Below are 25189 nucleotides of genomic sequence, written 5' to 3' on the forward strand. Positions count from 1 at the left end.
GCCGGGTGGAGAGCATCGACGGCCGGCGGGTCCTCGTGGTCGGCGCCTCGTCCGGGATCGGCGCGGCGATCGCGCGGACCGCGGGTGCCGCCGGCGCGCGCCCGGGCCTCGTGGCCCGGCGTCGGGACCGGCTGACGGCGCTCGCGGCGGAGCTGCCCGGCGCGGCGGTCGCGACCGGCGACGTGACCGACCCGGCCTCGATCGCCGCCGCGGTCGACACGGTCGCCCGCGAGCTCGGCGGCATCGACGACGTGGTCCTCGCCGCGGGCGTGATGGCGCTCGGCGCGGTCGGCGACACCGACCCCGAGGTGTGGCGGGGCGTGCTCGACGCGAACGTCACCGGCCTGCTCACCACGGCGCGCGCCGTGCTGGGCCACCTCGGGCCGGGGAGCACGGTCGTCGTGATCTCCTCGATGTCCGGACGGCGGGTGGCCTCGGCGGCGGGCGGGGTCTACGCCGCCACGAAGCACGCCGCGCACGCCGTGGCGGAGACGCTGCGCCTCGAGGTGGGGCCGCGCGGGGTGCGGGTCACCACCGTCTCGCCCGGCTTCGTCGCGACCGACCTGGTCGCCGGCCAGGAGAACGCGGACGCGTTCGGGGCGCGCATGCACGACGAGGGCCTCGACCCGTCCGACGTCGCCGCCGGCGTGGTCCACGTCCTGGGCCTGCCGCCGGCCGTCGTGGTCGTCGAGTACGCCGTGCAGTCCGTCCGGCAGCTGGGGTACCGGAATTGATGCAGGCCGTGACCTGGCGGACAGCCGGTGGCGGGCGGCCGGGTGACCGTGACGAGAATGGGGCCTCATGAGCGGGTCCCCGTTCGTCGACTTCGACCGCGCCTCCTGGGCGGCCCTGCGGGACGAGTCCGGCGACCTCCCCCTGACCGCCGACGAGCTGGAGGAGCTGCGCTCCCTCGGCGACCCGGTCGACCTCGACGAGGTCCGGGACGTCTACCTGCCGCTCTCCCGGCTCCTGGACCTGCACGTCCGGGCGAGCGCCGGGCTGCTGGAGGCCTACCGCACGTTCCTGCGCCAGGACGAGGAGCGCACGCCGTTCGTCGTCGGGATCGCGGGCTCGGTGTCGGTGGGCAAGTCGACGACCGCGCGGCTGCTGCGGCTGCTGCTCGCCCGCTGGTCGGACCACCCGAACGTGGCGCTGGTGACCACCGACGGGTTCCTCTACCCGAACGCCGAGCTCGAGCGGCGCGGGATCATGCACCGCAAGGGCTTCCCGGAGTCCTACGACCGGCGGGCGCTGCTGCGGTTCGTCTCCGACATCAAGGCGGGCAAGCCCGAGGTCCCGGCGCCGGTCTACTCGCACCTGGTCTACGACGTGCTCGACGAGCAGCGGCCGGTGGCGCGGCCGGACATCCTCGTGCTGGAGGGCCTGAACGTGCTCCAGCCCGCGCCGCAGACCGGGGAGCGGGCCAGCGCGCTGGCCGTCAGCGACCTCATCGACTTCTCGATCTACGTCGACGCGCACCCCACCGACGTCCGCCGCTGGTACATCGAGCGCTTCCTCGCGCTGCGCGAGACGGCGTTCCGCGACCCGGCGTCGTACTTCCGCCGCTACGCCGAGATGGACGGGCCGGCGGCCCGCGAGCGGGCCTCGCAGATCTGGGACGAGATCAACGGGCCGAACCTGCGGGAGAACATCGCGCCCACCCGGTCGCGGGCCGGGCTCGTGCTCACCAAGGGACCTGATCACGCCGTGCGACGGATTCGGTTGCGCAAACTCTGATCCACGCCGCCGTTCGGGCTATCGACGCTCCGTCGAAACGGACGAAAGCGGCAGGAAACACGCGCCCGGTGGTGACCTCCGGGCGTCGGGGATGGGATGATGAGGTATGGCAACGACCTCGTCCGACCTCGCGGCCTCCCCGATGGGTGTGGGGGAGCGCACCGATCCGCACGACCCGATGCTCCCGGCGCGGCTCCGGCTCGCCGTCGGTCGGCTCAACCGGCGCATCCGCGTCGACTCCGGGGCGGTCCTGCCCCCGCTGCAGACGTCCGTGCTGGTGACCCTCGAGGAGCACGAACCGCTGCGGCTCTCCGAACTCGCCCGCCGCGAGGCCGTCACCCCGCCCACGATGAGCCGGGTGCTCGCCGCTCTCGACGACGCCGGTCTGCTCGTGCGCACGCCCGACCCGCAGGACGCGCGGTCGGCGCTGGTCGAGCTCTCCGCCGACGGCCGGGCGATGATCGAGCGGCTGCGCACCGAGCGGACCGCGATGCTCGCCGAGCGGCTCGAGCGGCTGCCGGAGGACCAGCGCGAGGCGCTCGCCGCGGCACTGCCGGCGCTCGAGGCCCTCGTCGCGCTGCCCTCCACCTGACCGCGTGCGCGTGTCACCCGGTGGTCGTCTTGTCGGACGCGACCGGTCCGGGCATGCTCGGTCGCCGCGATCACGTCCCGGCGCCCGCCGCCCGGGGCGCCCGACGGCGGGACCACGGTGAGCATCGACGATCCCCAGCAGGACTCCGACGACGAGGCCGTCTTCCGGACGCCGGTGCGTCGGCTCCAGCCCCCGCAGGTCGCCGACGAACGCGAGGCGCTCGAGGGCTGGCTGGACTACTTCCGGGCGCAGGTCGTGCTCGCCCTCGACGGGTTGCCGCACCGCGCGCTGCGGCGCCGGGTCCCCGAGTCCGGCCCCTCGCTCGTGGGCATCGTGCGGCTGGTGACCGATCTCGAGCGCACCTGGCTCGTGGAGCGCTGGGGTGAGCGCGGGGGACGCGCGGCGTACTCGTTCAGCTACGTCGACGACGCCGATGCCGCCTTCCGGTTCTCCGAGCTCGACGAGCCGGCGGCCCTGGTCGGGGCCTACCAGGAGGTCTGTGAGAAGGGGCGCGACGCGCTCGCGGGCGCGGAGTCGCTCGACGACGCCGTCCGGGACGACCGCCGCGGCCACATCGAGCTGCGCTGGATCCTGCTCCACCTGATCACCGAGACCGCCCGCCGCGCGGGGCAGGCCGAGGCGTTGCGGGAGTTCCTGCTGTCGACCGAGGACCAGCGCCGGGACTAGGGCTCGTCGACGGTGACGGTGAACTCGTCGGAGAAGCAGACCCGGCCCGCGATGCCGCGGGACTCGTCGATCGGCGCCTGGTAGGACCACGCCCCGTCGACGACGGTGGTCGTGGGGGTGCGGACCGTCCAGTACGTCGAAGTGCCCTTGTAGGGGCAGACGGTGGTCGTGTCGGTGCGCTCCAGCTCGGCGTGCACGTCGTCGGGCGAGAGGTAGAAACGGACGCCGAGCCCGGTCTCGTCGAGCAGCACGGACGACGTCGTCGACGCCACGACGTGGCCGTCGGGCGCGGTGACGGTGACGCGGCGGCTCGTCGGGCGCAGGTCCACGCGGTGGTAGGGGTCGGGCAGGTGGCCCAGCACCTCGGCGTCCTCGTCGAGCCACCGGTCGGCCGCGGACATCGGCAGCGCCACGAGCCCGGCGAGCCAGGACGCGTCCGGCTTGGGGTCCGGGTAGGCCCAGACGGCGTCGGGGATCGTCCGGTCCCCGACGGTCAGGTGCCGGTAGGTGGCGTCCCCCTTGAACGGGCAGTGCGTGCTGGTGTCGCTGGGGGAGAGCAGGTCGGCGCGCACGTCGGCCTCGGGCACGTAGAGCTGGGGGCCGAGCCCGGTCTCGAACAGCAGCGAGCCGCCCACCGAGTCCAGGACGACCACGTCGTCGACGAGCGCGCGCACCCGCCGGTGGAAGGGCTGCAGCAGCAGGGAGTGCGCCGGGCCCTCCACGGTGAACGTGCGGGTGTCGGGGAGGTTCCGCGAGAGCGGGCCGCCGGAGCGCGTCAACGACATGGGTCCTTCGTACACCTCGTCACAGGCGCGCGGCACGCACCGCGAAGACCGGGTCGCCGGCCGACGGGCGCTGCTCCGCCGCGGGCTCGGCGAACGCCCCCGAGGTGGCGAAGTAGTCGCGCACGATCTGCACGTGCCCGGCGTCGTCGGCGGCGAGCCAGCCGTGCACGGCCTTCGTCGGGAAGCAGCGGTTGGAGAAGGTGACCGCGAACTGCCCGCCGGGGCGCAGCACGCGGGCGACCTCGCGGAACACCTCGACCGGGCGGGTCAGGTAGTCCACCGAGACGGTGTTGACCACGGTGTCGAACGAGGCGTCGGCGAACGGGAGGGCGGGATCGGCGTTGAGGTCGTGTACCACCCGCTCGTGCGCCCAGGTGTTCGCGCGCAGCTCGGCGTTGTTCATGCCGAGCACGGTGAGGTGCCGGGGCGGGGTGGAGAGGTGCGAGACCCACGACGACATGAGGTCCAGGACGTCGCCGTCCACGCCCACCTCGTCGTAGTAGGCGCTCACCGCCGCGACCGCGGCGTCGTCGATGTGCTGCACCAGCCGCGGCGGCCCGTAGAAGACGGCGTCGTCGCGGGCGTCGGAGCGGTCGAAGAATCCCTGGGGGAACGTCAGGTCGGTATCGGCCACACCCTGATGTGCCCGAACGTCGGGGCGGGCACTCCCGACCCGTGACCCCGGAACCCGTCGAACCCGTCGCTGCCACGGCTCCGCCCTTCCACGGCCCCACGATGATGACGCAGTCGTGGCGGGACGCCGCCTTCCTGCACTGGGCCGTCGAGCCCGCCGAGGTGGCGCCGTTCCTGCCGCCGGGCGTGCACCCCGACGTCCCCGACGGCGGGTCGCACACCTACGTGGGCCTGATCCCGTTCCGCATGGTGGGTGCCGGGGTGTCCCGCGGGCCGTCGATCCCGTTCCTCGGCACGTTCCTCGAGACCAACGTGCGCCTCTACACCGTCGACGAGCGGGGCCGGCGGGGGATCGTCTTCCGGTCCCTCGACGCCGACCGGCTCGCGGTGGTGCTCGGCGCGCAGGCGGCGTTCGGGCTGCCCTACCGGTGGGCGCGGATGGCGTTCCGGCACGCGGAGGGGGAGCTGACCTACCGGGCCACCACGAGGGTCGGCGGGCACCGCAGCCTCGTGCGCGTGCGGCCGGGTGAGCCGGTGTCCGACGACCTCACGACGTTCCTCACCGCCCGCTGGGGCCTGCACGAACGCCACCTCGGGCTGGGTCTCTACGTCCCGAACGTCCACGAGCCGTGGCCGCTGCGCACGGCCGAGCTCACCGCGTTCGACGACGAGCTGGTCGCCGCGGCCGGCTTCCCGCAGCTCGCGGGGCGTGCGCCGGACCTCGTGCACTACTCGCCGGGGGTGTCGGTGCGCTTCGGTCTGCCCGGGGCACGCCCGGAGCCCGCCCTCCCCGCGCGAGGGGAACCCTCGCGCCACTAGAGCGCTCGGATCCTCCCCTCACGCCTTCCCGACGACGGGTCAGGCCGCTCAGGCCGCCGCCAGCCAGGCCGCCCACTGGGCCTGCAGCCGCTGCGCCACCGTCTCGTCGCCGAACAGCAGCGCGCGCACCTCGTGCACCGGGGGCGTGCCGCTGGTGGCGAACACGGCGACGCCGGGCAGCGGGTCGTCGAGCAGCAGGACCGCCGCGCTGTGGTGGTGCCCGCCCCGGCGCTCCAGGCACGTCCCCGACATGGCGGGCAGCCCGCGGAACGTCTGGAACGTCTGCCGCGGGGCGACCACGCCGACCTGCGAGAGGAACCGGGCGTGCGCCTGCTCCTGCGTCGACTCCCGGGTCCGGCCACGCGACGGGCCCCAGGCGTGGAGCTCGGTGCCGGGCGGGTCGGGGAAGTGCTCGAGATGGGCGGCCAGCGCCACGAGCACGGTCGTCATCCGCTCGGCGAACGCCGCCGGGTCCGGCGCGCCGGTGGACCGGCAGGTGACGACCGCGGTCCGGTCGGACCGTCCCTCGACCGTCCACGCCGTGAACACGGTGGCCGGGCCCTCGTCGATCTCGGTGGCGAGCCCGTCGTCGTGCTCCGTGACCCGCACCGGCTCGTCCGCGGTGACCACCACGAGCTCGCCGTCCGCCCGGGCCTCGAGCCCGGCGGGACGCAGCCACACCGCCAGCGCACCGGACAGGGCGGCGCGCACCCGGGCCGGGTCGGCGGCGATCTCGACGGCCATGTCCACGGAGGTCACGGGCGCCACCCTGCCCTGCGCCCGGCCGGGGCTCAGCGGTGGGTGTGCTGGAGCTCCGCGAACACCGCGACGGCCGCCGCCTGCGCGAGCACGACCACCACGCCGAGGACCGTCAGGTGCTCCCGGGCCCCGATCGTCAGGGCGAGGCTCGCGAGCACCCAGGTCGCGTTGCCGAGCACCACCACCGTCGTCGCGCCGCGCGGGATCGTCGTGCGCCGGGCCAGGCCGACGAGGCCCGCCGCGTAGACGACGAGGAAGACCCCGACGCCGACGAGCAGCCCGGAGGACAGGCCGAGCAGCTCGTCGAGGACGCCGGCGCCGGCGGCCGCGGCGACGCCCAGGGCGCCGGACGCGACCGCGTCGAGGAGGAGGACCCGCCGCAGCGGAGCGTGGGTGCGGGGGGCGGTCATCGTGTTCGTCATGGGGAGAACCGTGGCGCGCGGGAGGTCGCGGGGCCGATGACCTCCCGGGTCATGACCCGTCGTCGGGAACGACCGGCACGAGCAGGTGCGAGGCGTGCGCGCCGCCGACGTGGACCACCGCGCCGACCGCCGGGCGCGCCAGGTCGGGATGGTCGTGGGCCATCGTGCCGAGCTCGGAGTCCTCCACGACGAGCTCGAGACGCAGCCGTTCCCCCGGCGCGAGCGCGATGCTCGTCGGCCAGATCTCGACCTCGAGCAGCGTGGGCTCGCCCGGCACCAGCGGGACCTCGCGGTCGTGGGGGTGCCACGGCCGGTAGGGCTCGGAGCGCTCGGGGTCGGTCTCCCGGTGCGAGGCCTTCAGCCACCCCATCGCCATCGGCACGTCCTGACCCTGCGGGCCGACGGCGGGGATCGGCGCGCCGTCGGCGTCGAGGTGGTGCACGCGGGCGAACACGTCGAGGTCGTCCTGCGCCGCGGTGAGCCACAGCCGCAGGGCCACGGGACCGGTGATCTCGAGCGGCGCGGTGAGCGGAGCCGTGTCGAACGTGGCCGGGTACGGCACCGTCGTCGCGGTCGCCGGGAGGTCGAACCCGAGCGTGCCCTCGCCGAGGTGGAGCTCCCGCCAGTCGGTGCCCGGCAGCGGCAGGTCGGTGGTGTCGCGCCACCTGACCTCGCGCCCGTGCCGGATCGCGAGCCGCACCGGCGCCACGTCGTCCGTGCGGTGGTCCTCGCCCTTGAGGAAGCGGTCGAGGAAGCGCAGCTGGAGGTCGAGCGCCCAGTCCTCGTAGTAGGGGTCGATGTGGGTGCCCGTGAAGGCGACGAGGAACTTGTGCTCGGACGCCGCCCGGCGCCACCCCTCGACGTTGCCGCGCAGGTGCAGCTGGACCCCGCCCCAGTTCGCGCCCGAGAGCAGCGGGACCGTGATGTCCTCCAGGGCGGTCGCCCGGGCCCGGTGGTAGTCGTCGAGCAGCCGGTGGCGGGGGAGGACCGCGCGCCAGTCGTCGCCCTCGGGGCCGGTGCGCTGCGGCTCGATCTGACGGGCCCACCAGAAGTCGAGGAACCCGCGGTCGTACAGCCCGCCCTGGTAGGCGGCCTCGCGGTAGAAGTCGGTGGAGCCCTCCCACGCGACGAGCGCGGCGAGGTGCGGCGGCCGGAGGGCCGCAGCCCGCCAGCCCATCATCGCCAGCCATGAGATGCCGCTCGAGGCGACCTTCCCGGTGGACCACGGCCGCGTGCCCGCCCACTCGATCACGTCGTGGAAGTCCTCGGCGTCCTGCGGGCCGTAGAGGTCGAGCCGGCCGGGGGAGGCGCCCGTCCCGCGGGTGTCGGCGCGCAGGACGGCGTAGCCGCGGTCGGTCCACCACACCGGGTCCGGGGTCTCCCAGACCATGTGCTCGTGGTGGGGGACGTGCTCGTACTGCGGGTAGCGCTCCGGCCAGTGGACGTCCTTGCCGTACGGGCTGATGCAGGCGATCACCGGCACCGGCCCGTCGTCGTCCGGGCGGAAGACGTCGACGTGGACGGGCGTCCCGTCGCGGGTGGGGACGGGGACGTCACGGTCGATCTGCACGGCTGCTCCCTCGGCTCGGGTGGTGCCGGCAGTGTGCGAAGCACGCACCACCTAAGACAAGCAGACTTGCGTTAAGGTCGTCGTCGTGACCGAACGCGAGGTCCGGCGGCGACCGGGCGGCCGGTCGGCCCGGGTCCGGCAGGCCGTCCTCGACGCGACGGTGGAGGTGCTGCTCGCCCGGGGGCTGGCCGACTTCCGGATCGCGGCGGTCGCCGCGCTCGCCGGGGTGCACGAGACGTCGATCTACCGCCGGTGGGGGAGCCGTGAGGGCCTGCTCGGCGACGCCCTCCTGCGCTCCGCCGACCACGAGCTGCAGGTGCCCGACACGGGCCGGCTCCGCGACGACCTCGTCACCTACGCGGTCCGGCTCGCGACCTACCTGGCGACCCCGGTCGGTCGGGCGCTCGACCAGGTGCTCGTCCTCGGTGACGACCGGCCCGCGATGGTCGAGGCCCGCGCGCGCTTCTGGGCCGAGCGGGCCGCGGGGTCGACGGCGATGGTCACCCGCGCCGTCGCGCGCGGGGAGCTGCCCGACACGGTCGACCCGCGGCTCGCGGTGGAGATGCTCGTCGGGCCGGTCCACTTCCGGCTGCTGCTGACCCGCGACCCGGTCGACGCCGCCCTGGCCACCCGGCTGGTCGACGCGCTCCTGCACGGGATCGTGCCGCCATGACCTCGGAGGTCATGGATCCGGCGACCGCCCCCTCCTACCGTCCCGGGACATGACGACCGCCGGGGCGATGCTCAGGGGATGGCGCACCCGCCGGCGCCGCAGCCAGATGGACCTCGCGCTCGAGGCCAACGTCTCCACCCGGCACCTGAGCTTCGTCGAGACCGGGAAGGCGCAGGCCAGCCGGGCGCTGCTGCTGGACCTGGCGGCGCGGCTCGACGTGCCGCTGCGGGAGCGCAACGCGCTGCTGCTCGCCGCGGGCTACGCCCCCAGCTACGCCGAGTCCGCGCTCGGCGACCTGGCGCCGGTGCGGGAGGCGCTGGACCACCTGCTCGCCGGGCACGAGCCGTATCCCGCCCTCGTCGTCGACCGGCACGGGGACGTCGTGCTCACCAACCGCAGCGTCGGGCTGCTGCTGGCGGGCGTGGACGAGCGGTGGCTCGCGCCGCCGCTGAACATCTACCGCCTCGCCCTGCACCCCGCGGTGCTCGACGTCCGCAACCGCGCCCAGTGGTCGGCCCACCTGCTGCACCGGCTGGACCGCCTGGTCGACCTCACCGGCGACCCGCGGCTGGTGGCGTTGCGCGCGGAGGTCCGCCCGCTCGTTCCCGACGCCGGGTCGGTGCGGGTCCTCGACCGCGCCGCGCAGCTCATGCTGCCGCTGCACCTCGGCCACCCCGAGCACGGGGAACTGCGCTTCTACTCGACCATCACGCACTTCGGTGCGGCGTTCGACGTCACGCTCGACGAACTGTCGATCGAATCGTTCGTGCCGGCCGACGAGCACACCCGCCGGGTGCTGACTCAGCCCACCGCGGTGCCCAGCGCCATGCCGATCCCGTAGGTCACCGCGAGACCGATCCCACCCCCGATGACGACGCGCAGCATCGCCTTGAGCGGGGCGGCGCCGCCGAGGCGGGCGCCGACCCAGCCCGCGATCCCGAGCGCGACCAGCACCGCGACCACGCACACCGGCACCCGCCAGGACGCGGGCGGCAGCAGGATCGCGACCAGCGGCAGCAGCCCGCCGAGGGTGAACGCGATCGCCGAGGTGACCGCGGCCTGGGTCGGGCTGGTGAGGTCGTCCGGGTCGATCCTGAGCTCGGCCTCGACGTGCGCGGCGAACGCGTCGTGCGCGGTGAGCTCGCGGGCCACCTGCATCGCGGTCTGCTCGCTCAGGCCCTTCGCCGCGTAGATCGCGGCCAGCTCCTCGAGCTCGTCCTGCGGGTCCTCGCGGAGCTCCCGCTCCTCCTTGGCGAGCATCGACTTCTCGGCGTCGCGCTGGCTGGACACCGACACGTACTCGCCCAGCGCCATCGACACCGCACCGGCGACGAGACCGGCCACACCCGCCGTCAGGATCGGGGCGCTCTCGATCGTCGCGCCGGCGACGCCGACGACGATGCCCGCGACCGACACGATCCCGTCGTTCGCGCCGAGCACCCCGGCGCGCAGCCGGTTGAGCCGGTTCTCGTTCTGCTCGACGTGCGGTTCGTCGTGGTGGGTCGGCAGGACCTCCGCGCTCTCCTCGCTCACGCGTCGAGTCAAGCAACGTCGCGCGCGGTGTGCCAGGCAAGGGAGGCTTGCCTGGTTCGCCCGTGCGCTGAGCCCAGCCTCGCCTCGGAGGCTGCCCCGACGGCGCGGTCGGACGTCCGTTCCTCCGTGTTCGTCGCCTTTCCCCGGGGACGCCCGGCAACGCTCCGACCCGGCGGGGCACGGCGCGGGCAGGCGAGGCTGACCTCCGTCGGCGATGCGAGTTCCCGAGATCACGCGACCACCGCCCGGCCCCTCGGGCAGTGCCCGGTCGGCACGAGGGGTGTCCTGCACGCCGGGGCACGTGCCTCCGTCGGCCGGCCGTCCTCGAGTGACAGCACTGCGTCACTGCTGTCACTGGACGCCAGGAACGCCACATCGTCGACGGCGGGTGCCGGCCCAGGCCGTCGCGAGGTGTACGTCAGGCGGGATCCGAGCCCCCGGATCCTGCCTGCTGTCCACCTCGCGGAATCCGGCTCCATGAGTTGTGCGGAACCGCCCGCACCGGCGGCGGGAGCCGGTCACGCTCGTCGTCATGACCGATCTGATGCCCCCGGCGCCCGACCTCCCGCCCCTGCTCACCGACGACGACGTCCGCGACCGCGTCGAGTCCCTCGTGGGAGCGGCCCGCGCGGACCGCACCCTCTGGCTCGTCCCGATCGACGGCGACCTCCGCCAGCCGCCGATGCTCATCCCGATCGAGGACGTCCCCTACCTGCCGGGCGACCTCGTGACCGGGCTGGGCACGGTGATCGCCGGCTTCCTCCCGGCCCTCACCACCGACGCCGGACCGGGCTCGGTCGTCTTCGTGCTCGAGCGGTTCGGCCCGGCCACCGTGCACCCGGCGGACCGGGACTGGGCGGAGGCTCTCGTCGCGATGTGCGCGGCGCGCGGCGTGATCCAGCGCGGCGTGTTCACCGCGACCTCCGCGGGGGTGGTGCGCCTGGTGTGACCCGTCCCGCCTGTGACGCGCACCGACGCCGGCGGGCCCGACCGCCCGCGGGCGGCCACGATGGTCCGCATGCCCGAATCCCACCCGGCGGCGCTGACCCACCCGGCGGCCTACCCCTCGCTGCGGGACGTCTCGCCGCGGTACTCCGACCTCGGGCCCGACGGCACGATCTCGGCGACGGGCCTGACGCGCTGGTTCGAGGACGTCCGGGTCGGCACCGAGCTGCCCGCGTTCCGGCGGCTCGTGGAGGACGGCGAGTTCGGCGCCTTCCGGGTGCTGCTCGCGGCCCAGACCGTGCAGCGCCTCGACCGGATGCCCTTCGACGGCAAGTACCGCATCGGGCTGGGCATCCGGCGGATCGGCGGCTCGTCGTTCACGTACGGCTACGCCGTGTTCTGCGACGACCGGTGCGTCGCGCTCGGCAGCACCGTGACCGTGTTCGCCACCGAGGCGGGGCCGGCGCACCTGCCCGACGCGCTGCGCGCCGACCTCGGCGGCATGGTGCTCGACGAGCCCGACGCCGCGGCGCCGTACCAGCCCGGGCCGGAGCGCCGGGACCGCTCGGCGTACCCGTTCGCGGTGGCGCTGCGGGCCCGCGTCGGGGACATCGACACCAACCGCCACGTCAACAACGTCACCCTGGTCAGCTGGTACGCCGACGGCGTCGCCTCCCTGCACGACGAGCTCCTGACGCCGGGCTGGGGCGGCCCGCCGCCGGAGCTCGCCCCGTCGACCTACCGCGTGCAGTACGTGGCCGAGGTCGGCTACCCGGCGCAGTACGAGATCGGCGTGGCCGTCCTGGCGGTGGACGGGGAGACCGTCACCTACGGGCTGGGCGTCTTCCTCGGCGACCGCTGCGTCGGGCTCGCCGACGCCGTCGGGCCGCGCGGGGATCTCGACGCGGCCGCGCTGGACGCGTGGCGCATGATCACCGCATGACCGACCGCATCGAGGTCTCCCGGACGATCCCCGCGGACCCGTCGACGATCTTCGCCGTGCTCACCGACCCGATCGGCCACGTCGCGATCGACAGCTCCGGCATGCTCATGGACGCGACGGGGGAGCGCGTCACGGCGGCCGGCGACACCTTCGTGGTCCACATGGACCGCGAGGCCCTCGGCGACGTGCCGCTCGGCCACTACGACGTGACCGTCACGATCACCGCGTTCGAGCCCGACCGCGAGATCGCCTGGACCATCGAGGGCACGATCCGACCGTCGATCGGCCACGTCTACGGGTACCGGCTCGAGCCGCAGGACGGGTCCACCCTCGTCACCTCGTACTACGACTGGTCCGACATCCGACAGGAGTGGCGCGAGAAGGGGGTCTTCCCGGTGATCTCGGGGCAGGCGCTGCGCGGGACGCTCGGGATCCTGGAGCGCGTGGTCCGCCGCGGCTACCGGTGACGAACCCGTGAGGTGGATAACCAGCCGGGAGTCGTATCCCAGTTAGGGTCCGGTGCGTTCACGAACCGTGACCCGACGGACGGCGTTCGCGACCCTGGTGGCGGTGGCGACCCTCACCCTGTCCGCATGCGGTGGCGCCGGCGAGAACGCGCCACCACAGACCGTGCGCGTGGAGCGGGCGTCCGTGAGCTCCGGGGTCGACTCCGGCGGGTCGGTCTCCGCCCTCGGCGCCACCAACCTCGGCTTCGCGACGGCGGGTCAGCTCACCTCCGTGCGCGTGAAGGTGGGCGACCGGGTCGAGCCCGGTGACGTGCTCGCGACGATCGACGACTTCCAGGCCCGGCAGGCGCTCAAGCAGGCGCAGGCCGGACTCGCGGGCCAGGAGGCGCAGTACGAGCAGACGAAGGACGGCACCCAGGTCGGCGGAGCGCAGAACTCGCTGAACGCCGCCGCCTCGGTGGTGTCGGCGACGAAGCGCCAGGTGGACGCGACGCTGCGGGCCGACGACGCCGCGATCAGCGCCGCGAAGGCGGCGCTCCCGCAGGCGCAGGCCGGGTACGCGCAGGCGGTGGCCCAGCTGCAGGCCTACCAGACCGCGTGTGCGTCCGGCGGCGCCTACCCGACGGCACCCGCCGCGCCCTGCCAGTCGATCCCGGCCGCCCAGTACGCCGTCCAGTCCGCGCAGCAGGGCGTCCAGCAGGCCCAGCAGGCCCTGCAGCAGGCCCAGCAGAAGCGCAGCGTCGACGCCGCGGCCGGTGACCTGCAGATCGCGAGCGCCCGGCAGGGCCAGGTCAGCGCCCAGAACGGCCTCGACTCGGCGAGCGCCGCCCGGCCGAACAGCCTCGACGCGGCGCAGGCCGCCGTCGACAACGCCCGCGCGCAGGTCGAGATCGCCCGGCGCAACCTCGCCGACACCACCCTGCGGGCCCCTGCGGCGGGCACCGTGTCGGCGCTCAACGGCGCGGTGGGGGAGTACCTCCAGCCGAGCTCCGGGACCTCGGCCCTCGCGCCCGGGTCGGACGCCACGATCCCCGGTGCTGCCCAGGCGGCCGGGGCCGCGGCCGGTGCCGGCGCCGCGGCCGCCGCCTCGCCGAGCCGGCCCGGCGGCACCCAGTTCCTGGTCCTGCAGAACGTGGCGCAGTTCGAGGTGGTGGCGCCGTTCCAGGAGGTCGACGCGGCGAAGATCGCGCCCGCGCAGCGCACCGTGATCTCCCTCGACGCGATCCCGGAGCGGTCCTTCGCGGGCACGGTGCTCGCGATCGCGCCCTCCGGCACGGCGATCGGGGGCAGCATCCAGTACTACGTCACCATGGCCCTGACCGACAGCGACCCGCGCGTCCGCGACGGGCAGTCGGCGCGTGCCACCGTCGTCACCGCCCAGTCCGACCGGCTCTCGGTGCCGAACTCGGCGCTGCGCCGGGAGGGCCCGCGGACGGTCGCGACCGTGCAGGAGGCCGACGGCCGCCAGGTCCCGACGCCGGTCACCACGGGCCTCGTGGGCGCGGACCGCACGGAGATCCTCAGCGGGCTCACCGAGGGACAGCAGGTCGTCATCGGCGGAGGGGCGTCGTGAGCACACCGCAGGACACCACCGACCCGACCGACTCCACCGACGACACCGCCACCCCGGCGAACGGCACCGCGGAGGCGCCGAAGCGTCGGCCGTTCAAGCGGTCGACGAAGATCGCCCTGGCAGTGATCGTCGTCCTCGCGGTGCTCGCCGCCATCGCCTTCACCGTGTCGTACTTCCTCAACGCCAGCCGATTCGTCTCCACGGACAACGCGCAGGTGGACGGGACGCAGATCCCGATCGTGGCCCCCGCCAGCGGGACGCTGGTCGGCTGGAACGTCACGGTGGGCACGGTCCTGCGCAAGGACCAGGTGGTGGGACGGGTCGAGCTGCAGGGCGCCTACGTGCAGCCGCAGCTCCCGATCCGCGCCCCCGCGGACGCCACCGTCGCCACGACGAGCACCGCCGAGGGCGCCTACCTCACGGCCGGCAGCCAGCTCGCGATCGCCTACGACCCGGCCGACGTCTACGTCACGGCCCGGGTCGACGAGACCGACATCGACCAGGTCCAGGTCGGTCGCCCCGTGGACTTCACCGTCGACGCCTACCCCGGCCGCACCTTCCGCGGCTACGTCGACCAGATCCAGGGCGGCGCGGCCGCGGTGTTCTCGCCGTTCCCGCAGTCGAACTCGGGCGGCAACTTCCAGAAGGTCACCCAGGTCATCCCCGTCCGCGTCGGCATCACCGACATGCAGGGCGCCGACCTGATCCCGGGCATGAACGTCACCGTCGACATCCACAAGCCGGGGGAGTAGGCCCGTCCCGGCCGCGACACGACGACGTCCGGCCCACCACGCCGTGGGCCGGGCATCGACGTCCCCGCGGGCACGGACCCGTCAGGCGTCCGGACCGGTGCGGTGCAGGTCGCGGTGCAGGTCGCGGTGCAGGTCGCGGTGCAGGTCGCGGAGCTGGGCGGAGAGCTGGGCCACGACGGGGTCCGAGGCCGCCCAGCGGGCGACGTCGTCGGCGGCGCCGGAGTCGCCGTGGGACGTCAGGACGTGCAGCGTCACGAGGTCGTCGAACCAGTCGGGCCGCACCGCGCCGACCTGACCGTCGACGTCCGTCGGCATGTCCCAGGCGCTCCCGATCGTGGTCATCCGGTTCCTCCCCGTCGCTGGTGGCTGTGCCACGAGTCTGACCGACTACCCGTGAGTACCGTGATCTTGTCGCGCACAACACAACCGACAGTGATGGACCGGCTCAGGTAGTTGAACGCTCAGTCGCATCGGGCAGACAGCGCAGCACCCGCTCGCGGACGTCCGCGGGCAGCGCGTCGAGGGCGGGCAGCAGGTCCGGGAGGAGGTCCGGCTCGGTCATGACGGCCCGGAAGGCGAGGCCGATCGTCACGTCGTGCGCGGGGCGGTCGACGACGACGCGGTCACCGGCCCGGACCGGGCCCGGCTCGACGACGCGCAGGTAGACGCCGGGCACACCCGCCGTCGTGAACTCCCGGACCCACCCGCGCCGGTCGAGCCACGCCGCGAAGGTGCGGCAGGGGATGCGGGGGCCCGTCACCTGCAGGACGAGCCGGTCGCCGACGAGCCAGCGCTCGCCGATCCGCGCGCCCGTGACGTCCACCCCGCGGGTGGTCAGGTTCTCGCCGAACACGCCGTCGCGCAGCGGCCCCAGGAGCGGCTCCCACGCGTCGAGGTCCTCCCGGGCGTAGGCGTGGACCGCCTGGTCCGGGCCGCCGTGGTGCTCGGTGTCGCTGACGGGGTCGCCCGCGAGGCCGCTGTCCCCGGGGGCCGGCACGCCGACCTCGACGGCGTGGGCGACGGGCCGCTTGTCGATGCCCGAACGCCCGGTCCTCGCGAGGATCGCCCGCTCCACGCCGACGTTCACCGACCCGATCACGCCCACCCGGCGACGGTAGCCCGTGGGGGATCATCCCGGGGTGGACGCGGGCCGGATACGGATCGGGACCTCGGGCTGGACGTACGACTCCTGGCAGGGGCCCTTCTACCCCGACGGTCTCGCGAAGCGCCGCCGGCTGGAGTACCTGGCGACGCGCCTGGACGCCGCCGAGGTCAACGGCACCTTCTACTCGCTGCAGCGGGCCTCGACGTTCCGTGGCTGGGCGGCGGCGACGGGGGAGGACTTCCGGTTCGCGGTCAAGGGGAGCCGCTACATCACGCACATGAAGCGGCTGCGGGACGTCGAGCAGGCGCTCGGCCGCTTCCTCGCGTCGGGCCCGCTGGCGCTGGGGGAGAAGCTCGGCCCGGTGCTCTGGCAGCTGCCGCCCGCGATGCGGTGGGACGCCGGGCTCGTCGTGCCGTTCCTGGAGCGGCTGCCGCGTGCCACGGCCGCCGCCGCCGAGCTCGCCCGGCCCTACGCGGAACTCGTCCGCGACCCCTGCGTCGAGGTCGACGCCGACCGGCCGCTCCGGCACGCGCTCGAGGCCCGTCACCCCAGCTGGCGCGATCCCGCCGTCGTGGCGGCGCTGCGCGAGCAGGACGTCTCCCTCGTGGTGTCCGACGGCGCGGGGGAGTTCCCGCGGTTCGACGACGTGACGGCCGACCCGGTCTACGTCCGGCTCCACGGCGACACCGAGCTCTACCGCAGCGGCTACTCCGCGACGGCCCTCGACACGTGGGCCGACCGGGTCCGGGCCTGGGCGTCGGGGGAGGCGCGGGCGACCGCGGACACCATCGCGCCGGGGGACCGGGCTCCGGCGGTGCCCCGCGACGTCTGGGTGTTCTTCGACAACGACGGCGACGCGCACGCCCCGCGCGACGCCCTCGCGCTCGCCGAGCGGTGCCTCGGCGCGGCGGGATCATGACGCGCGCCACCCGGGGCGGGCCTGTCGCCCCTCCGGGTGAGGGCTCGGGATAGGGTTCCCGGACCCCTGGTTCAGTCGTGAGGCAGGCACGTCGTCGTGTCGTCCCCGCTGAGGAAACCAGGTGAATTCGAGCGACCCCATCGCCTCGTCCGCGCGACTCTCGCACGAGCTGCTCGCGATCGTCCACGACGAACCGACGTCGGTCGATCGCATCGCGTCCGGGTTGGTCGACGTGGCCGCCGCGACGTTGCCGGACCACGACGCCGTCGTGACGGTCGTGGTGGACCGGGCCCGGACCGCGCGCGCCGCGACCGCCCGGCCCGCGCGCGAACTCGCCCAGCTCGAGGCCCGGCTGGGCGCCGGACCCACGGCGTGCGCGTTGGTGGAGGTGCGGGTCGTCGACGGGCAGGACCCGACGGCGCGCTGGCCGCGGGCGTGGTCGGAGGCCCTGGAGGACGCCGGGTACGAGCACGTGCTCGCGGTGCCGGTGGTGATCGGGGCGGTCGCGGCCGGCGCCGTCACGCTCTACGGCCGCAGCGAGATCACCGGACCGGACCGGGCCACCGCCCAGCTGTTCGCCCACCAGGCGGCACTCGTCATCGAGGGCGGCCGCCGGCTCGTGCAGCTGCGCAACGCCGTCGCGAGCCGCGACGTCATCGGGCAGGCGAAGGGCATCCTCATGCACCGCTTCGGCATCGACGCGGCCACCGCCTTCAGCCGCCTCGTCGAGGCGTCGCAGGACATGAACGTCAAGCTGGTCGACATCGCCCGTTGGTACGTGACCGACCAGGACGGGAGCGAGCCATCACCCCGATCGTCGTGATCGTGCCGGTCGTGAGGTCGGTCCTGGCGGCAGCAAGGTCTGCACCATCCAGGACCTGCACCCGCCGGCCGCCCGGGCAACCAGACCGATGCGGCGGAGGTCTACCCGACGCGATCCCGCCGCTAACGCCCGCCGAGGGGTGAGCGAGCCGGGGTGCACGCGACCCCGCCGTCCGGGTAGGTATGACCCATGGCGACGGAGCGGGAGTGGCAGGCGGCCAGGCGTCGGTTCGTCGACGGCGCGGGCGGTGCCGGGGGGCGTGGGGGACAGGCGACCGTCGGGGACCTCGGTCCGCTGGGCGACCAGTTCTACGCGCTCGCGCGCGACCTGTTCGCGGCGCCGCCCGAGCGCGGCGTGCTCGGCGTGCTCGAGCAGGTCGTCGAGCGCGCCCGGGCCCTCGCGCCGGCCGCGGCGATGGTGTCGGTGACCGTGCGCGAGCCCGACGGCAGTTACCACACACCGGTCGAGACCGACCCGCTCGCGACCGAGGCCGACCAGATCCAGTACGACACGGGGGAGGGCCCCTGCGTCGAGGTCGCCGCCGCCTCGAGTTCCGGCTCCACCTACTGCCGCGACCTCGCCCACGACCCGCGCTACCCCCGCTTCGGCCCACGCGTCGCCCGGCTGGGGCTGACCGCCGTCGTCGCGACCGGGATGTTCCCCGAGGGCGACCCGCCCCGCCTGGGCGCGCTGAACTACTACTTCCGCTCCGCCGAGGACCTCGACGACATCGACGAGGACCTGATGCTGCTGCTGGCCGCGCACGCCGCCGTGGCGCTGCAGTCCGCGCAGATGGTCGAGGCCGAACGGCTGCGCTCGGCGCAGCTCACCGACGCGCTGCAGTCCCGCGACGTCATCGGTCAGGCCAAGGGCATCCTCATGCAGCGTCGTGGCGTCGACGCCGACGAGGCGTTCGACATCCTCCGCCGCGCCTCGCAGGACCTGAACGTCAAGATCCGCGACATCGCCACGACGATCGCCTCCCGCCGCGCGGAACTCTGAGGTCCCGGGGGGAGCCCGCGACCCGCGGCTTCTCCGTCCGACCTGACATAATGTCGATTATCGGATCGTGCCTGGGGTGCGGGAGCGGTGCTCGGCCGCGAGGTGCTGCTGACGCTGTCCGTTGTTCCTCGTGTGGGACGGCCGCTGGTGCGCCGTCGCGAGGTGTACGTCAGGCAGGTCCACGGGCGGCTAGAGCTGCCTGGTGTGCCTCTCGCGGTCGGTGCCTTCCCGACGGCGGGTCGGTGCCGGCCGGGCGCCCGGCCGGCGGTCGTCGACGATCCCGCTGCAGTCGCGAGTCGGCCGCCCGCGTGCCGTCGCGAGGTGTCCGTGAGGCAGGTCCGCGGGCTGCCGGCACTGCCTGGTGTCGCTCTCGCGCGGGTCGGCTGCCCGCGTGCCGGCGCGAGGTGTCCGTGAGGCAGGGCCACGGGCCGCCGAGGCTGCCTGGTGTGCACCTCGAGCAGGTGCCGGTCCCCCTGATGTTGGCGCCACCAACGTACACTGCTGGTGTTGGTCGCGCCAACACCATTGAGGGGAACCCGTGCCCACCTCCTGGTCCGAGCTCGAGACGACCGTCCTCACCCGGGCGGCCGCACACGCCCAGTCCCTGCTCACCCGCCGGCTCACCGACGCCGGGTCGAGCCCGTTCCAGTACCGCGTCCTGGCCGTGCTCGCGGGGGTCGAGCACCGCACGCAGGCCGACCTCGGCCGCGCCGCCGACCTCGACCGCAGCGACGTGACGGCGACGGTGCGGACGCTGGAGGCCGCGGGCCTCGTGACCCGCCGTCCGGACCCGGACCACGCCCGCCGCGTCCTGGTGGCCCTCTCCCCCGCCGGCGCCGCGGCGTTCGCCGAGCTCGCGATCGTCGTGCACGAGGCGCAGGGCGAGGCGTTCGGTGCCCTGTCCCGGGACGACCGGGTCCGGCTCGCCGACCTCCTCCGCCGCGTCGGACCGTGACTTGCGTTCGAGTGCGCTCGAACTCCTAGCGTGGTCGTCATGAGCCTTCCGATGACCACCCTCGGCGACGGACTCCGGGTCAGCGCGCTCGGTTTCGGCGGCATGGCGCTCTCCGACGTCTACGGGGCCACCGACCCCGACGAGGGCGTCCGCACGCTGCACGCCGCGCTCGACGCCGGGGTCACCTTCCTCGACACCGCCGACGTCTACGGCACCGCCCGCGAGGGCACCACCGGCCCCTCCGGGACGAACGAGGAGCTGATCGCGCGCGTGCTGGCCGACCGCCGCGACGAGGTGCAGCTCGCCACGAAGTTCGGCATCACCGGGCAGGTCGGCAACGGCGCGACGCCCACCCGCGGCGACCGCGCGTACGTCCGACAGGCCTGCGAGAACTCGCTGCGCCGCCTCGGGGTCGACACGATCGACCTGTACTACATGCACCGCCGCCAGCTCGACCTGCCGATCACCGAGACCGTGGCGGCGATGGCCGAGCTGGTCGCCGAGGGCAAGGTCCGCCACCTGGGCCTGTCCGAGGTCACCGCGACCGAGCTGGCCGAGGCCGCGGCCGTCCACCCCGTCGCCGCCGTCCAGAGCGAGTGGAGCATCTGGTCGCGCGACGTCGAGGCCAACGTCGTGCCGAAGGCCGTCGAGCTGGGCGTCGGCTTCGTGCCGTACAGCCCGCTCGGGCGCGGCTTCCTCACCGGCACGATGACCGCCGACCGGGTCGCGAGCACGCTGCTGAGCAAGTCGCCGCGGTTCTCCGAGCACCTCGACGCGAACCAGAAGGTCGTCGACGTGGTCCGGGAGGTCGCGGGCGAGCTGGACGCGACCGCGGCGCAGGTGGCCCTCGCGTGGGTCTACGCCCAGGGCGCGGCGTTCGGCGTCCCGACGGTGCCGATCCCGGGCACCCGGTCGGCCACGCGCGTCGTCGAGAACGCCGGCGCGGTGTCGCTGACGCTCTCCGCGGAGCAGAAGGCCCGGCTCGACGCGGCGGCGGACCTCGTCGAGGGCAGCCGCAACTTCTCGTTCGCCACCGACGACTGGATCTCCTCCGGGCGGGAGTGACTACAGCACCTCGCGCACGGCGTCCGCGAACGCCGCCGGCACCTCCTGCGGCGGGTCGTGCCCGGCGTCGACGAGGTGGTGTCCGACGATCGTCGCGAAGTGCCGGCGGTGCTCCTCGATCCCCGCGGGCGGGCCGAGCCCGTCCGCGATCGGGTCGACGATCACCGTCGGGACCTCGATCACCGGCTGCTCGGCGATCCGGGCCTCGAGGGCGTCGTAGGCGGGGTCGCCGGCGACGAGGCCGAAGCGGTGCCGGTAGGAGTGCACGACGACGTCGACGAAGTCCGGGTTGTCGAACGACGGCGCGGTCGCGTCGAACGCCTCCCCGGCGGACGACCAGGTCGGCGACCACTGCGACCACAGCAACCGCGCGAACTCCCGCCGGTGGGCCGCGAGCCCGGCCCGGCCCCGCTCGGTGTGCAGGTAGAACTGGTACCAGAGGCGGTGCTCGACGTCGGGCGCGAGCGGCTCGGCCGAGCGTGCGATGTCCTGGACGTTGTAGCCGTCCACGGTCACCAGGCCGCGGACCCGCTCCGGCCACAGCGCGGCCACGAGGCACGCCGCGCGTCCGCCCCAGTCGAAGCCCGCGACGACGGGCCGGTCCAGGCCGAGGGCGTCGATCAGGGCGCGCAGGTCGTCGGCGAGCGCGGCCTGCTGGCCCGACCGCACCGTCGCCCCCGAGACGAAGCGCGTCGGCCCGTAGCCGCGCAGGTACGGCACCACGACGTGCGCGCCCGCCGCCACGAGGCGCGGCGCCACCGCGTCGTAGCAGCGCGGGTCGTACGGGAAGCCGTGCAGCAGCACCACCGGCGGGCCGGCCGGGTCGCCGTGCCGGTCGACGGCCACGTCGAGAACTCCTGCGCGCACCACGTCCACCGCGTCATGATCCCCCCCGTGGAGACACGGCGAATCCGGCTCGGCGAGCTCGAGGTGGCCTACCTGACCTGCGGGCCCGAGGAGGGGCCGCTCGCGGTGCTGCTGCACGGCTACCCGGACACCGCGTGGTCCTGGCGCCACCTCGCGCCGGTCCTGGCCGACCGCGGGTACCGCGTCGTCGCCCCGTTCCTGCGCGGCTACGCACCGACCGGTCTCGCCCCCGACGGCTGCTACCAGAGCGGTGCACTCGTGGCGGACGCCGTCGCGCTGCGGCGTGCGCTCGGCGACCACCGGCCGGCGCTGCTGGTCGGCCACGACTGGGGCGCGGTCACCGCCTACGGCGCCGCCGTGTTCGCACCCGACCTGTGGGACCGCGTCGTCACGCTGGCCGTGCCGCCCCTGCCGACGCTGGCCTCGGTCCGCGACCCCGGCCTCGTCGGGAAGCAGCTCCGCGCGAGCTGGTACATGGGCTTCCAGCAGCTGCCGTGGGCCTCCGAGGCCGTGCTCGACCGGCTCGTGGCGCGGCTGTGGGCGGACTGGTCGCCCGGCTACGAGGCCGACGACGACGTGGCCCTGGTTCGCGCGGCCCTCGACTCGCCTGGCCGGCGCACCGCGGCCCTGAGCTACTACCGCGCCTGGCTGCAGCCGTGGCACCGGTCCGCGCGCTACCGGCGCGAGGACCGGGCCGTGTTCGGGCTGCCGCGCCACCCGCTGCTCTACCTGTACGGCGCCGACGACGGGTGCGTCCGGCCCGAGCTGAGCCGGCTCGCCGCGTCGTTCTGCCCGAGCGTCGAGATCCCGGAGGCGGGTCACTTCCTGCCGGTCGAGCGGCCGGAGGCGGTGGCGGCCGCCGTCACGCGGTTCCTCGACGCCTGAATCAGGAGGCGTCGAAGCCGGCGACGAGCCAGCGGTCGTCGGCGCCGGGTTCGAGCACCACCCGGGCGCTGCGTGCGACGGTCTCCCCCGCCGCCCCGTTGCGCTCCGTCGTCTGCGCGTAGAGGACGAGGGTCTCGACGCGCTCCGGCGCGGCACTCACCACCGCGACGCGCTGCACCGTCGCCGAGGAACTCGCCCGGGTGCCGACGGCGGCCGGCACCACGAGGCTCGCCACGATCGCCCGGTTCTGCTCGGCGAACGGGCCCGTCGTCGCCGTCTCGATGCGGGCCACGTCGGCGTCGAGGGTGCGCCAGTCGTAGCCGAGCAGCACGGGCGTCAGGGCGGCCGCGGCCCGCGCCGCCTCCCCCGCGGCGGCCTCGGTGCGCGTGGCCGTGACCACGCCGCGGGCCAGCAGCCCGACGACGACGGCGAGCACCAGCACCACCGCCCCGACGGTCACGACGGCGAGCCGGGCGCGGGTCACGGGAGCTCCGCGACGTCCGCGACGAGCCACCGGCCGTCGACGCGGGCCAGGGCCAGCGTCGCCCGGAACGGCCGGGGTCCGCCGTCGCCGCCGAGGAGCCCGACGGCGAGCGCCCGTGCGGTGTCGCCCGTGAGGTCCTCCATCCCGACGGTGCGCACGACGGTGGAGGTCGATCCGGTCGCCGGAGCGGCCGCGAGCCGGTCCCGCCAGGCACCGGTGGCGCCGTCGACGGCCCGCGACCGGGCCGCCGGGTCCGCCGAGGCCGCGCCGAGGTCCACCAGATGGCCGCGGGCGGCGGCGAGCGCGGCCGTCCGGTCCTCCGCGCGACCGGCCGCGGGCGCGTCCAGCACACCGAGCACCACCGCGGCGACCGCGAGCAGCGCGCCGACGACGAGCAGGACGGTCGGCACCGGCCGTCGTCCTACGTCCCTGCCCACCGCCCGCTCCCCCGCCGTCGCCCAGGATCCGCCCGGGCGATCATGCCCGTACGGCGCGACGCCTCGCAGGACGACCGCCGCGACGCCGACGATCCGGCACGCAGACCACCGACACGCCGGAGCGGCACCCGATCGAGTCAGCGATCAATGATTCGTGCGGCCCAAGCAGTACGACCGTTCGGACGCCGATCGTCCGAGCTGGACGGCCAAGTGGTGCCGTTCGTCGTGGCGGAACGACCGGTGACGGCGCCGTGGGGCGTCCGGCGCGTCGCGACGGATGCCACTGAGGCGACGCGACCGTCCGTCGGTCGACGCGTGCTTCCACGTGCCGGTGCCGATCGGTCACGGTGACATCACACGACGGCGTGGGGTCGAGGCCGGTCCGGAGCCACTGATCGGGTCTCGTCCCGCGACGTGGGGTGATCACCGCGACGGGGGGTCGCGAGGCCCGGTTCCGCCGGGCCGATCACAGAGGGGGATTCGGGGCACGGGTGGGCGGACGAGTGGAACGACAGGGCGGGCGAGCGCCGCAGGCCGTGCGACGGAGGGCGTCGTGACGCCCGGTCCCGTCGCGCGGGGCCGCGACGCCGTCGAGCTCGCCCCGTTCCTCGTCCGGCACGACGCGCTGCTCCAGCCCCGGGCCGCGATCCTCGGCCACGCGTACGGCGCCGGCGCCCACGACGTCTTCCTGCTGACCCGCGCGGCCCTGTTCGACCGGTGGCCGCAGTTCGGCGCCGCCCCGGAGGACGTGCGGTCCCTGGAGCTGACGCTGCTGCTCGTGCGCACCGCCCGCAGCGTCGGCGGGCACGCGACACCCGGGTCCCACCGGCCGCGGCCGGCCCTCCCTCCCCCGCCGCGGGCCGTGCTCGCGGCGCGGTCGCTCGAGCCGACGTGGCGCCACCCCGACCCGTGGCGGCTCCTGGCCGTCCGCGCGGCCCGCCCGCTGCGCGCGCTCGCCCACCTCGACCCGCTCGCGCGCGACCTCGCGGTGCTGCGCTGGCTGGACGTCCCGGTCGGCGAGGCCGCGCCGGAGCTGGGCCTGTCGGCGCCGGACCTCGACCGGCGGCTCGGCGCGGCGATGGCGCAGTGGGAGGCCGTCACGGCCGCGGCCGGGGAGGCGGCGCCGTGACCGACCCGCTGAGCGACCCGCGCGAGCTCGACCGGCTCGTGGCGTCCGCCCTGACCGGCGAGCGCAGCGCGATGAACACGTTGCTGCGCATCCTGCGGCCCCTCGTGGTCCGGTACTGCCGCAGCCGGCTCGGCGGCTACGACCGCGTCAACGCCTCCCCCGACGACGTCGCCCAGGAGGTCTGCCTCGCGGTGCTGCGGGCCCTGCCGACCTACCAGGACCAGGGCCGGCCCTTCCTGGCGTTCGTCTACGGCATCGCCCAGCACAAGGTCGTCGACGCGCACCGCTCGGCCGGACGCGACCGCTCCGACCCGGTGGACGAGCTGCCCGAGGAGCAGGACGTCCGCGACGGCCCGGAGCAGCACGCGCTGAACCTCTCGGACTCCGTCGAGATGGCGGCCCTGCTCGCCGAACTGCCGGAGAAGCAGCGCGAGGTGCTGCGGCTGCGCGTGGTCGTCGGGCTCTCCGCGGAGGAGACCGCCGAGGCGGTCGGCTCGACGGCGGGCGCGGTGCGCGTGGCGCAGCACCGCGCGCTGACCCGGCTGCGCCAGCTGATCGTCGAGCGGGGGGACGCGCCGCCCCGTCCCGACGACGGGCCCGAGGCCCCGCCCCGGCGGCGCGGGGGTGC

General features: G+C 74.8%; 30 protein-coding genes and 1 pseudogene. 20 read left to right on the forward strand and 11 right to left on the reverse strand.

Annotation, left to right across the window (positions count from 1 at the left end):
* Nucleotides 1–5: 5 nt before the first annotated feature.
* The 4 genes from LN037_RS09790 to LN037_RS09805 all read left to right on the forward strand — a co-directional run bounded on the left by LN037_RS09790 (nt 6) and on the right by LN037_RS09805 (nt 3016).
* Nucleotides 6–734: an SDR family oxidoreductase gene (locus tag LN037_RS09790; protein WP_230751753.1), complete on the forward strand. Its 729-nt coding sequence runs from the start codon at nt 6–8 to the stop codon at nt 732–734.
* A 67-nt stretch (nt 735–801) separates the two neighbouring features.
* Nucleotides 802–1737: a type I pantothenate kinase gene (gene coaA / locus LN037_RS09795; RefSeq protein ID WP_230751754.1), complete on the forward strand. Its 936-nt coding sequence runs from the start codon at nt 802–804 to the stop codon at nt 1735–1737.
* Between the two features lie 106 nt (nt 1738–1843).
* Entirely contained in the window at nt 1844–2329 is a 486-nt protein-coding gene (locus LN037_RS09800; RefSeq protein WP_230751755.1) for a MarR family winged helix-turn-helix transcriptional regulator, read from the forward strand.
* 117 nt (nt 2330–2446) lie between these two features.
* Entirely contained in the window at nt 2447–3016 is a 570-nt protein-coding gene (locus LN037_RS09805) for a mycothiol transferase (protein ID WP_230751756.1), read from the forward strand.
* On the opposite strand, the gene LN037_RS09810 is transcribed toward LN037_RS09805, so the two are convergent.
* Together LN037_RS09810 and LN037_RS09815 are read right to left on the reverse strand one after the other, a co-directional pair.
* Complete coding sequence (locus tag LN037_RS09810; RefSeq protein WP_230751757.1) at nt 3013–3801, reverse strand: DUF427 domain-containing protein; 789 nt, start codon at nt 3799–3801, stop codon at nt 3013–3015. The genes LN037_RS09805 and LN037_RS09810 overlap by 4 nt on opposite strands.
* 19 nt (nt 3802–3820) lie before the next feature.
* Nucleotides 3821–4435, reverse strand: coding sequence for a class I SAM-dependent methyltransferase (locus tag LN037_RS09815; protein WP_230751758.1), 615 nt, complete (start codon nt 4433–4435; stop codon nt 3821–3823).
* Between the two features lie 41 nt (nt 4436–4476).
* Here LN037_RS09815 and LN037_RS09820 point away from each other — a divergent pair, with 41 nt between their 5' ends.
* Nucleotides 4477–5253, forward strand: coding sequence for a YqjF family protein (locus LN037_RS09820; RefSeq protein WP_230751759.1), 777 nt, complete (start codon nt 4477–4479; stop codon nt 5251–5253).
* 48 nt (nt 5254–5301) lie between these two features.
* On the opposite strand, the gene LN037_RS09825 is transcribed toward LN037_RS09820, so the two are convergent.
* Genes LN037_RS09825 through LN037_RS33495 form a run of 3 tightly spaced genes read right to left on the reverse strand, consistent with a single transcriptional unit; the run spans nt 5302 to nt 8004 of the window.
* The gene (locus LN037_RS09825; protein WP_230751760.1) at nt 5302–6012 is read right to left on the reverse strand and encodes a hypothetical protein; all 711 of its coding nucleotides are present in this window, start codon (nt 6010–6012) and stop codon (nt 5302–5304) included.
* Between the two features lie 32 nt (nt 6013–6044).
* Nucleotides 6045–6434 (reverse strand): hypothetical protein, encoded by a 390-nt coding sequence (locus tag LN037_RS09830; protein ID WP_230751761.1) that lies wholly within the window; start codon nt 6432–6434, stop codon nt 6045–6047.
* Between the two features lie 49 nt (nt 6435–6483).
* A complete protein-coding gene (locus LN037_RS33495) occupies nt 6484–8004 on the reverse strand; it encodes a CocE/NonD family hydrolase (protein WP_230751762.1) in 1521 nt (506 codons plus the stop codon).
* Nucleotides 8005–8089: 85 nt separating this feature from the next.
* On the opposite strand from LN037_RS33495, the gene LN037_RS33500 reads away from it, so the two are divergent.
* Both LN037_RS33500 and LN037_RS09845 read left to right on the forward strand, forming a co-directional pair.
* Nucleotides 8090–8677: a TetR/AcrR family transcriptional regulator gene (locus LN037_RS33500; protein WP_230751763.1), complete on the forward strand. Its 588-nt coding sequence runs from the start codon at nt 8090–8092 to the stop codon at nt 8675–8677.
* A 49-nt stretch (nt 8678–8726) separates the two neighbouring features.
* The gene (locus tag LN037_RS09845; RefSeq protein WP_230751764.1) at nt 8727–9518 is read left to right on the forward strand and encodes an MmyB family transcriptional regulator; all 792 of its coding nucleotides are present in this window, start codon (nt 8727–8729) and stop codon (nt 9516–9518) included.
* Here LN037_RS09845 and LN037_RS09850 read toward each other — a convergent pair.
* Nucleotides 9479–10210: a VIT1/CCC1 transporter family protein gene (locus LN037_RS09850; RefSeq protein WP_230751765.1), complete on the reverse strand. Its 732-nt coding sequence runs from the start codon at nt 10208–10210 to the stop codon at nt 9479–9481. The genes LN037_RS09845 and LN037_RS09850 overlap by 40 nt on opposite strands.
* Before the next feature lie 532 nt (nt 10211–10742).
* Between LN037_RS09850 and LN037_RS09855 the strand changes: the two genes are divergently transcribed.
* The 5 genes from LN037_RS09855 to LN037_RS09875 all read left to right on the forward strand — a co-directional run bounded on the left by LN037_RS09855 (nt 10743) and on the right by LN037_RS09875 (nt 14890).
* On the forward strand, nt 10743–11159 hold the full coding sequence (locus LN037_RS09855) for a hypothetical protein (RefSeq protein ID WP_230751766.1): 417 nt from the start codon (nt 10743–10745) through the stop codon (nt 11157–11159).
* Nucleotides 11160–11228: 69 nt separating this feature from the next.
* On the forward strand, nt 11229–12098 hold the full coding sequence (locus tag LN037_RS09860) for an acyl-ACP thioesterase domain-containing protein (RefSeq protein ID WP_230751767.1): 870 nt from the start codon (nt 11229–11231) through the stop codon (nt 12096–12098).
* Complete coding sequence (locus LN037_RS09865; RefSeq protein WP_230751768.1) at nt 12095–12565, forward strand: SRPBCC family protein; 471 nt, start codon at nt 12095–12097, stop codon at nt 12563–12565. Before LN037_RS09860 ends, LN037_RS09865 begins: the two co-directional genes overlap by 4 nt.
* Before the next feature lie 67 nt (nt 12566–12632).
* Nucleotides 12633–14138 carry an efflux RND transporter periplasmic adaptor subunit gene (locus tag LN037_RS09870; RefSeq protein WP_230751769.1) on the forward strand — a complete coding sequence of 502 codons (1506 nt, stop codon included), beginning with the start codon at nt 12633–12635 and terminating at the stop codon, nt 14136–14138.
* Nucleotides 14135–14890, forward strand: a complete 756-nt coding sequence (locus tag LN037_RS09875; RefSeq protein ID WP_230751770.1) for an efflux RND transporter periplasmic adaptor subunit — start codon at nt 14135–14137, stop codon at nt 14888–14890. Before LN037_RS09870 ends, LN037_RS09875 begins: the two co-directional genes overlap by 4 nt.
* Before the next feature lie 81 nt (nt 14891–14971).
* On the opposite strand, the gene LN037_RS09880 is transcribed toward LN037_RS09875, so the two are convergent.
* Nucleotides 14972–15232, reverse strand: a complete 261-nt coding sequence (locus LN037_RS09880) for a hypothetical protein (RefSeq protein ID WP_230751771.1) — start codon at nt 15230–15232, stop codon at nt 14972–14974.
* 103 nt (nt 15233–15335) lie between these two features.
* Nucleotides 15336–15995, reverse strand: a complete 660-nt coding sequence (locus LN037_RS09885; protein WP_230751772.1) for an MOSC domain-containing protein — start codon at nt 15993–15995, stop codon at nt 15336–15338.
* A gap of 34 nt (nt 15996–16029) precedes the next feature.
* Between LN037_RS09885 and LN037_RS09890 the strand changes: the two genes are divergently transcribed.
* The 5 genes from LN037_RS09890 to LN037_RS09910 all read left to right on the forward strand — a co-directional run bounded on the left by LN037_RS09890 (nt 16030) and on the right by LN037_RS09910 (nt 20759).
* A complete protein-coding gene (locus LN037_RS09890; RefSeq protein WP_230751773.1) occupies nt 16030–16914 on the forward strand; it encodes a DUF72 domain-containing protein in 885 nt (294 codons plus the stop codon).
* Between the two features lie 121 nt (nt 16915–17035).
* Complete coding sequence (locus LN037_RS09895; RefSeq protein ID WP_230751774.1) at nt 17036–17737, forward strand: GAF and ANTAR domain-containing protein; 702 nt, start codon at nt 17036–17038, stop codon at nt 17735–17737.
* Nucleotides 17738–17926: 189 nt separating this feature from the next.
* Nucleotides 17927–18739, forward strand: a complete 813-nt coding sequence (locus LN037_RS09900; RefSeq protein ID WP_230751775.1) for an ANTAR domain-containing protein — start codon at nt 17927–17929, stop codon at nt 18737–18739.
* Nucleotides 18740–19277: 538 nt separating this feature from the next.
* Nucleotides 19278–19694, forward strand: coding sequence for a MarR family winged helix-turn-helix transcriptional regulator (locus LN037_RS09905; RefSeq protein ID WP_230751776.1), 417 nt, complete (start codon nt 19278–19280; stop codon nt 19692–19694).
* A 39-nt stretch (nt 19695–19733) separates the two neighbouring features.
* Nucleotides 19734–20759, forward strand: a complete 1026-nt coding sequence (locus tag LN037_RS09910; RefSeq protein WP_230751777.1) for an aldo/keto reductase — start codon at nt 19734–19736, stop codon at nt 20757–20759.
* On the opposite strand, the gene LN037_RS09915 is transcribed toward LN037_RS09910, so the two are convergent.
* On the reverse strand, nt 20760–21635 hold the full coding sequence (locus tag LN037_RS09915; protein WP_230751778.1) for an alpha/beta fold hydrolase: 876 nt from the start codon (nt 21633–21635) through the stop codon (nt 20760–20762).
* Nucleotides 21636–21653: 18 nt separating this feature from the next.
* On the opposite strand from LN037_RS09915, the gene LN037_RS09920 reads away from it, so the two are divergent.
* Nucleotides 21654–22511, forward strand: a complete 858-nt coding sequence (locus LN037_RS09920; RefSeq protein ID WP_230751779.1) for an alpha/beta fold hydrolase — start codon at nt 21654–21656, stop codon at nt 22509–22511.
* Between the two features lies 1 nt (nt 22512).
* Here LN037_RS09920 and LN037_RS09925 read toward each other — a convergent pair whose 3' ends face one another.
* A complete protein-coding gene (locus LN037_RS09925) occupies nt 22513–22995 on the reverse strand; it encodes a hypothetical protein (RefSeq protein WP_230751780.1) in 483 nt (160 codons plus the stop codon).
* Complete coding sequence (locus LN037_RS09930) at nt 22992–23405, reverse strand: hypothetical protein (RefSeq protein WP_230751781.1); 414 nt, start codon at nt 23403–23405, stop codon at nt 22992–22994. Before LN037_RS09930 ends, LN037_RS09925 begins: the two co-directional genes overlap by 4 nt.
* A gap of 580 nt (nt 23406–23985) precedes the next feature.
* Here LN037_RS09930 and LN037_RS09935 point away from each other — a divergent pair.
* On the forward strand, nt 23986–24561 hold the full coding sequence (locus LN037_RS09935) for a hypothetical protein (protein WP_230751782.1): 576 nt from the start codon (nt 23986–23988) through the stop codon (nt 24559–24561).
* Nucleotides 24562–24569: 8 nt separating this feature from the next.
* A pseudogene (locus tag LN037_RS09940) lies at nt 24570–25118 on the forward strand (sigma-70 family RNA polymerase sigma factor); the annotation flags it as partial.
* Nucleotides 25119–25189: the final 71 nt, after the last annotated feature.

Origin of the sequence: Actinomycetospora soli, from assembly GCF_021026295.1 — a bacterium.
Taxonomy (GTDB): domain Bacteria; phylum Actinomycetota; class Actinomycetes; order Mycobacteriales; family Pseudonocardiaceae; genus Actinomycetospora; species Actinomycetospora soli.

Bases quoted from the DNA above. Each gene is read 5' to 3' on its own strand.
- coaA (WP_230751754.1), top strand. From the start codon at position 802: ATGAGCGGGTCCCCGTTCGTCGACTTCGACCGCGCCTCCTGGGCGGCC.
- LN037_RS09880 (WP_230751771.1), bottom strand. From the start codon at position 15,232: ATGACCACGATCGGGAGCGCCTGGGACATGCCGACGGACGTCGACGGT.
- LN037_RS09865 (WP_230751768.1), top strand. From the start codon at position 12,095: ATGACCGACCGCATCGAGGTCTCCCGGACGATCCCCGCGGACCCGTCG.
- LN037_RS09845 (WP_230751764.1), top strand. From the start codon at position 8,727: ATGACGACCGCCGGGGCGATGCTCAGGGGATGGCGCACCCGCCGGCGC.
- LN037_RS09810 (WP_230751757.1), bottom strand. From the start codon at position 3,801: ATGTCGTTGACGCGCTCCGGCGGCCCGCTCTCGCGGAACCTCCCCGAC.
- LN037_RS09800 (WP_230751755.1), top strand. From the start codon at position 1,844: ATGGCAACGACCTCGTCCGACCTCGCGGCCTCCCCGATGGGTGTGGGG.
- LN037_RS09830 (WP_230751761.1), bottom strand. From the start codon at position 6,434: ATGACGAACACGATGACCGCCCCCCGCACCCACGCTCCGCTGCGGCGG.
- LN037_RS09855 (WP_230751766.1), top strand. From the start codon at position 10,743: ATGACCGATCTGATGCCCCCGGCGCCCGACCTCCCGCCCCTGCTCACC.
- LN037_RS09900 (WP_230751775.1), top strand. From the start codon at position 17,927: ATGGCGACGGAGCGGGAGTGGCAGGCGGCCAGGCGTCGGTTCGTCGAC.
- LN037_RS09910 (WP_230751777.1), top strand. From the start codon at position 19,734: ATGAGCCTTCCGATGACCACCCTCGGCGACGGACTCCGGGTCAGCGCG.
- LN037_RS09860 (WP_230751767.1), top strand. From the start codon at position 11,229: ATGCCCGAATCCCACCCGGCGGCGCTGACCCACCCGGCGGCCTACCCC.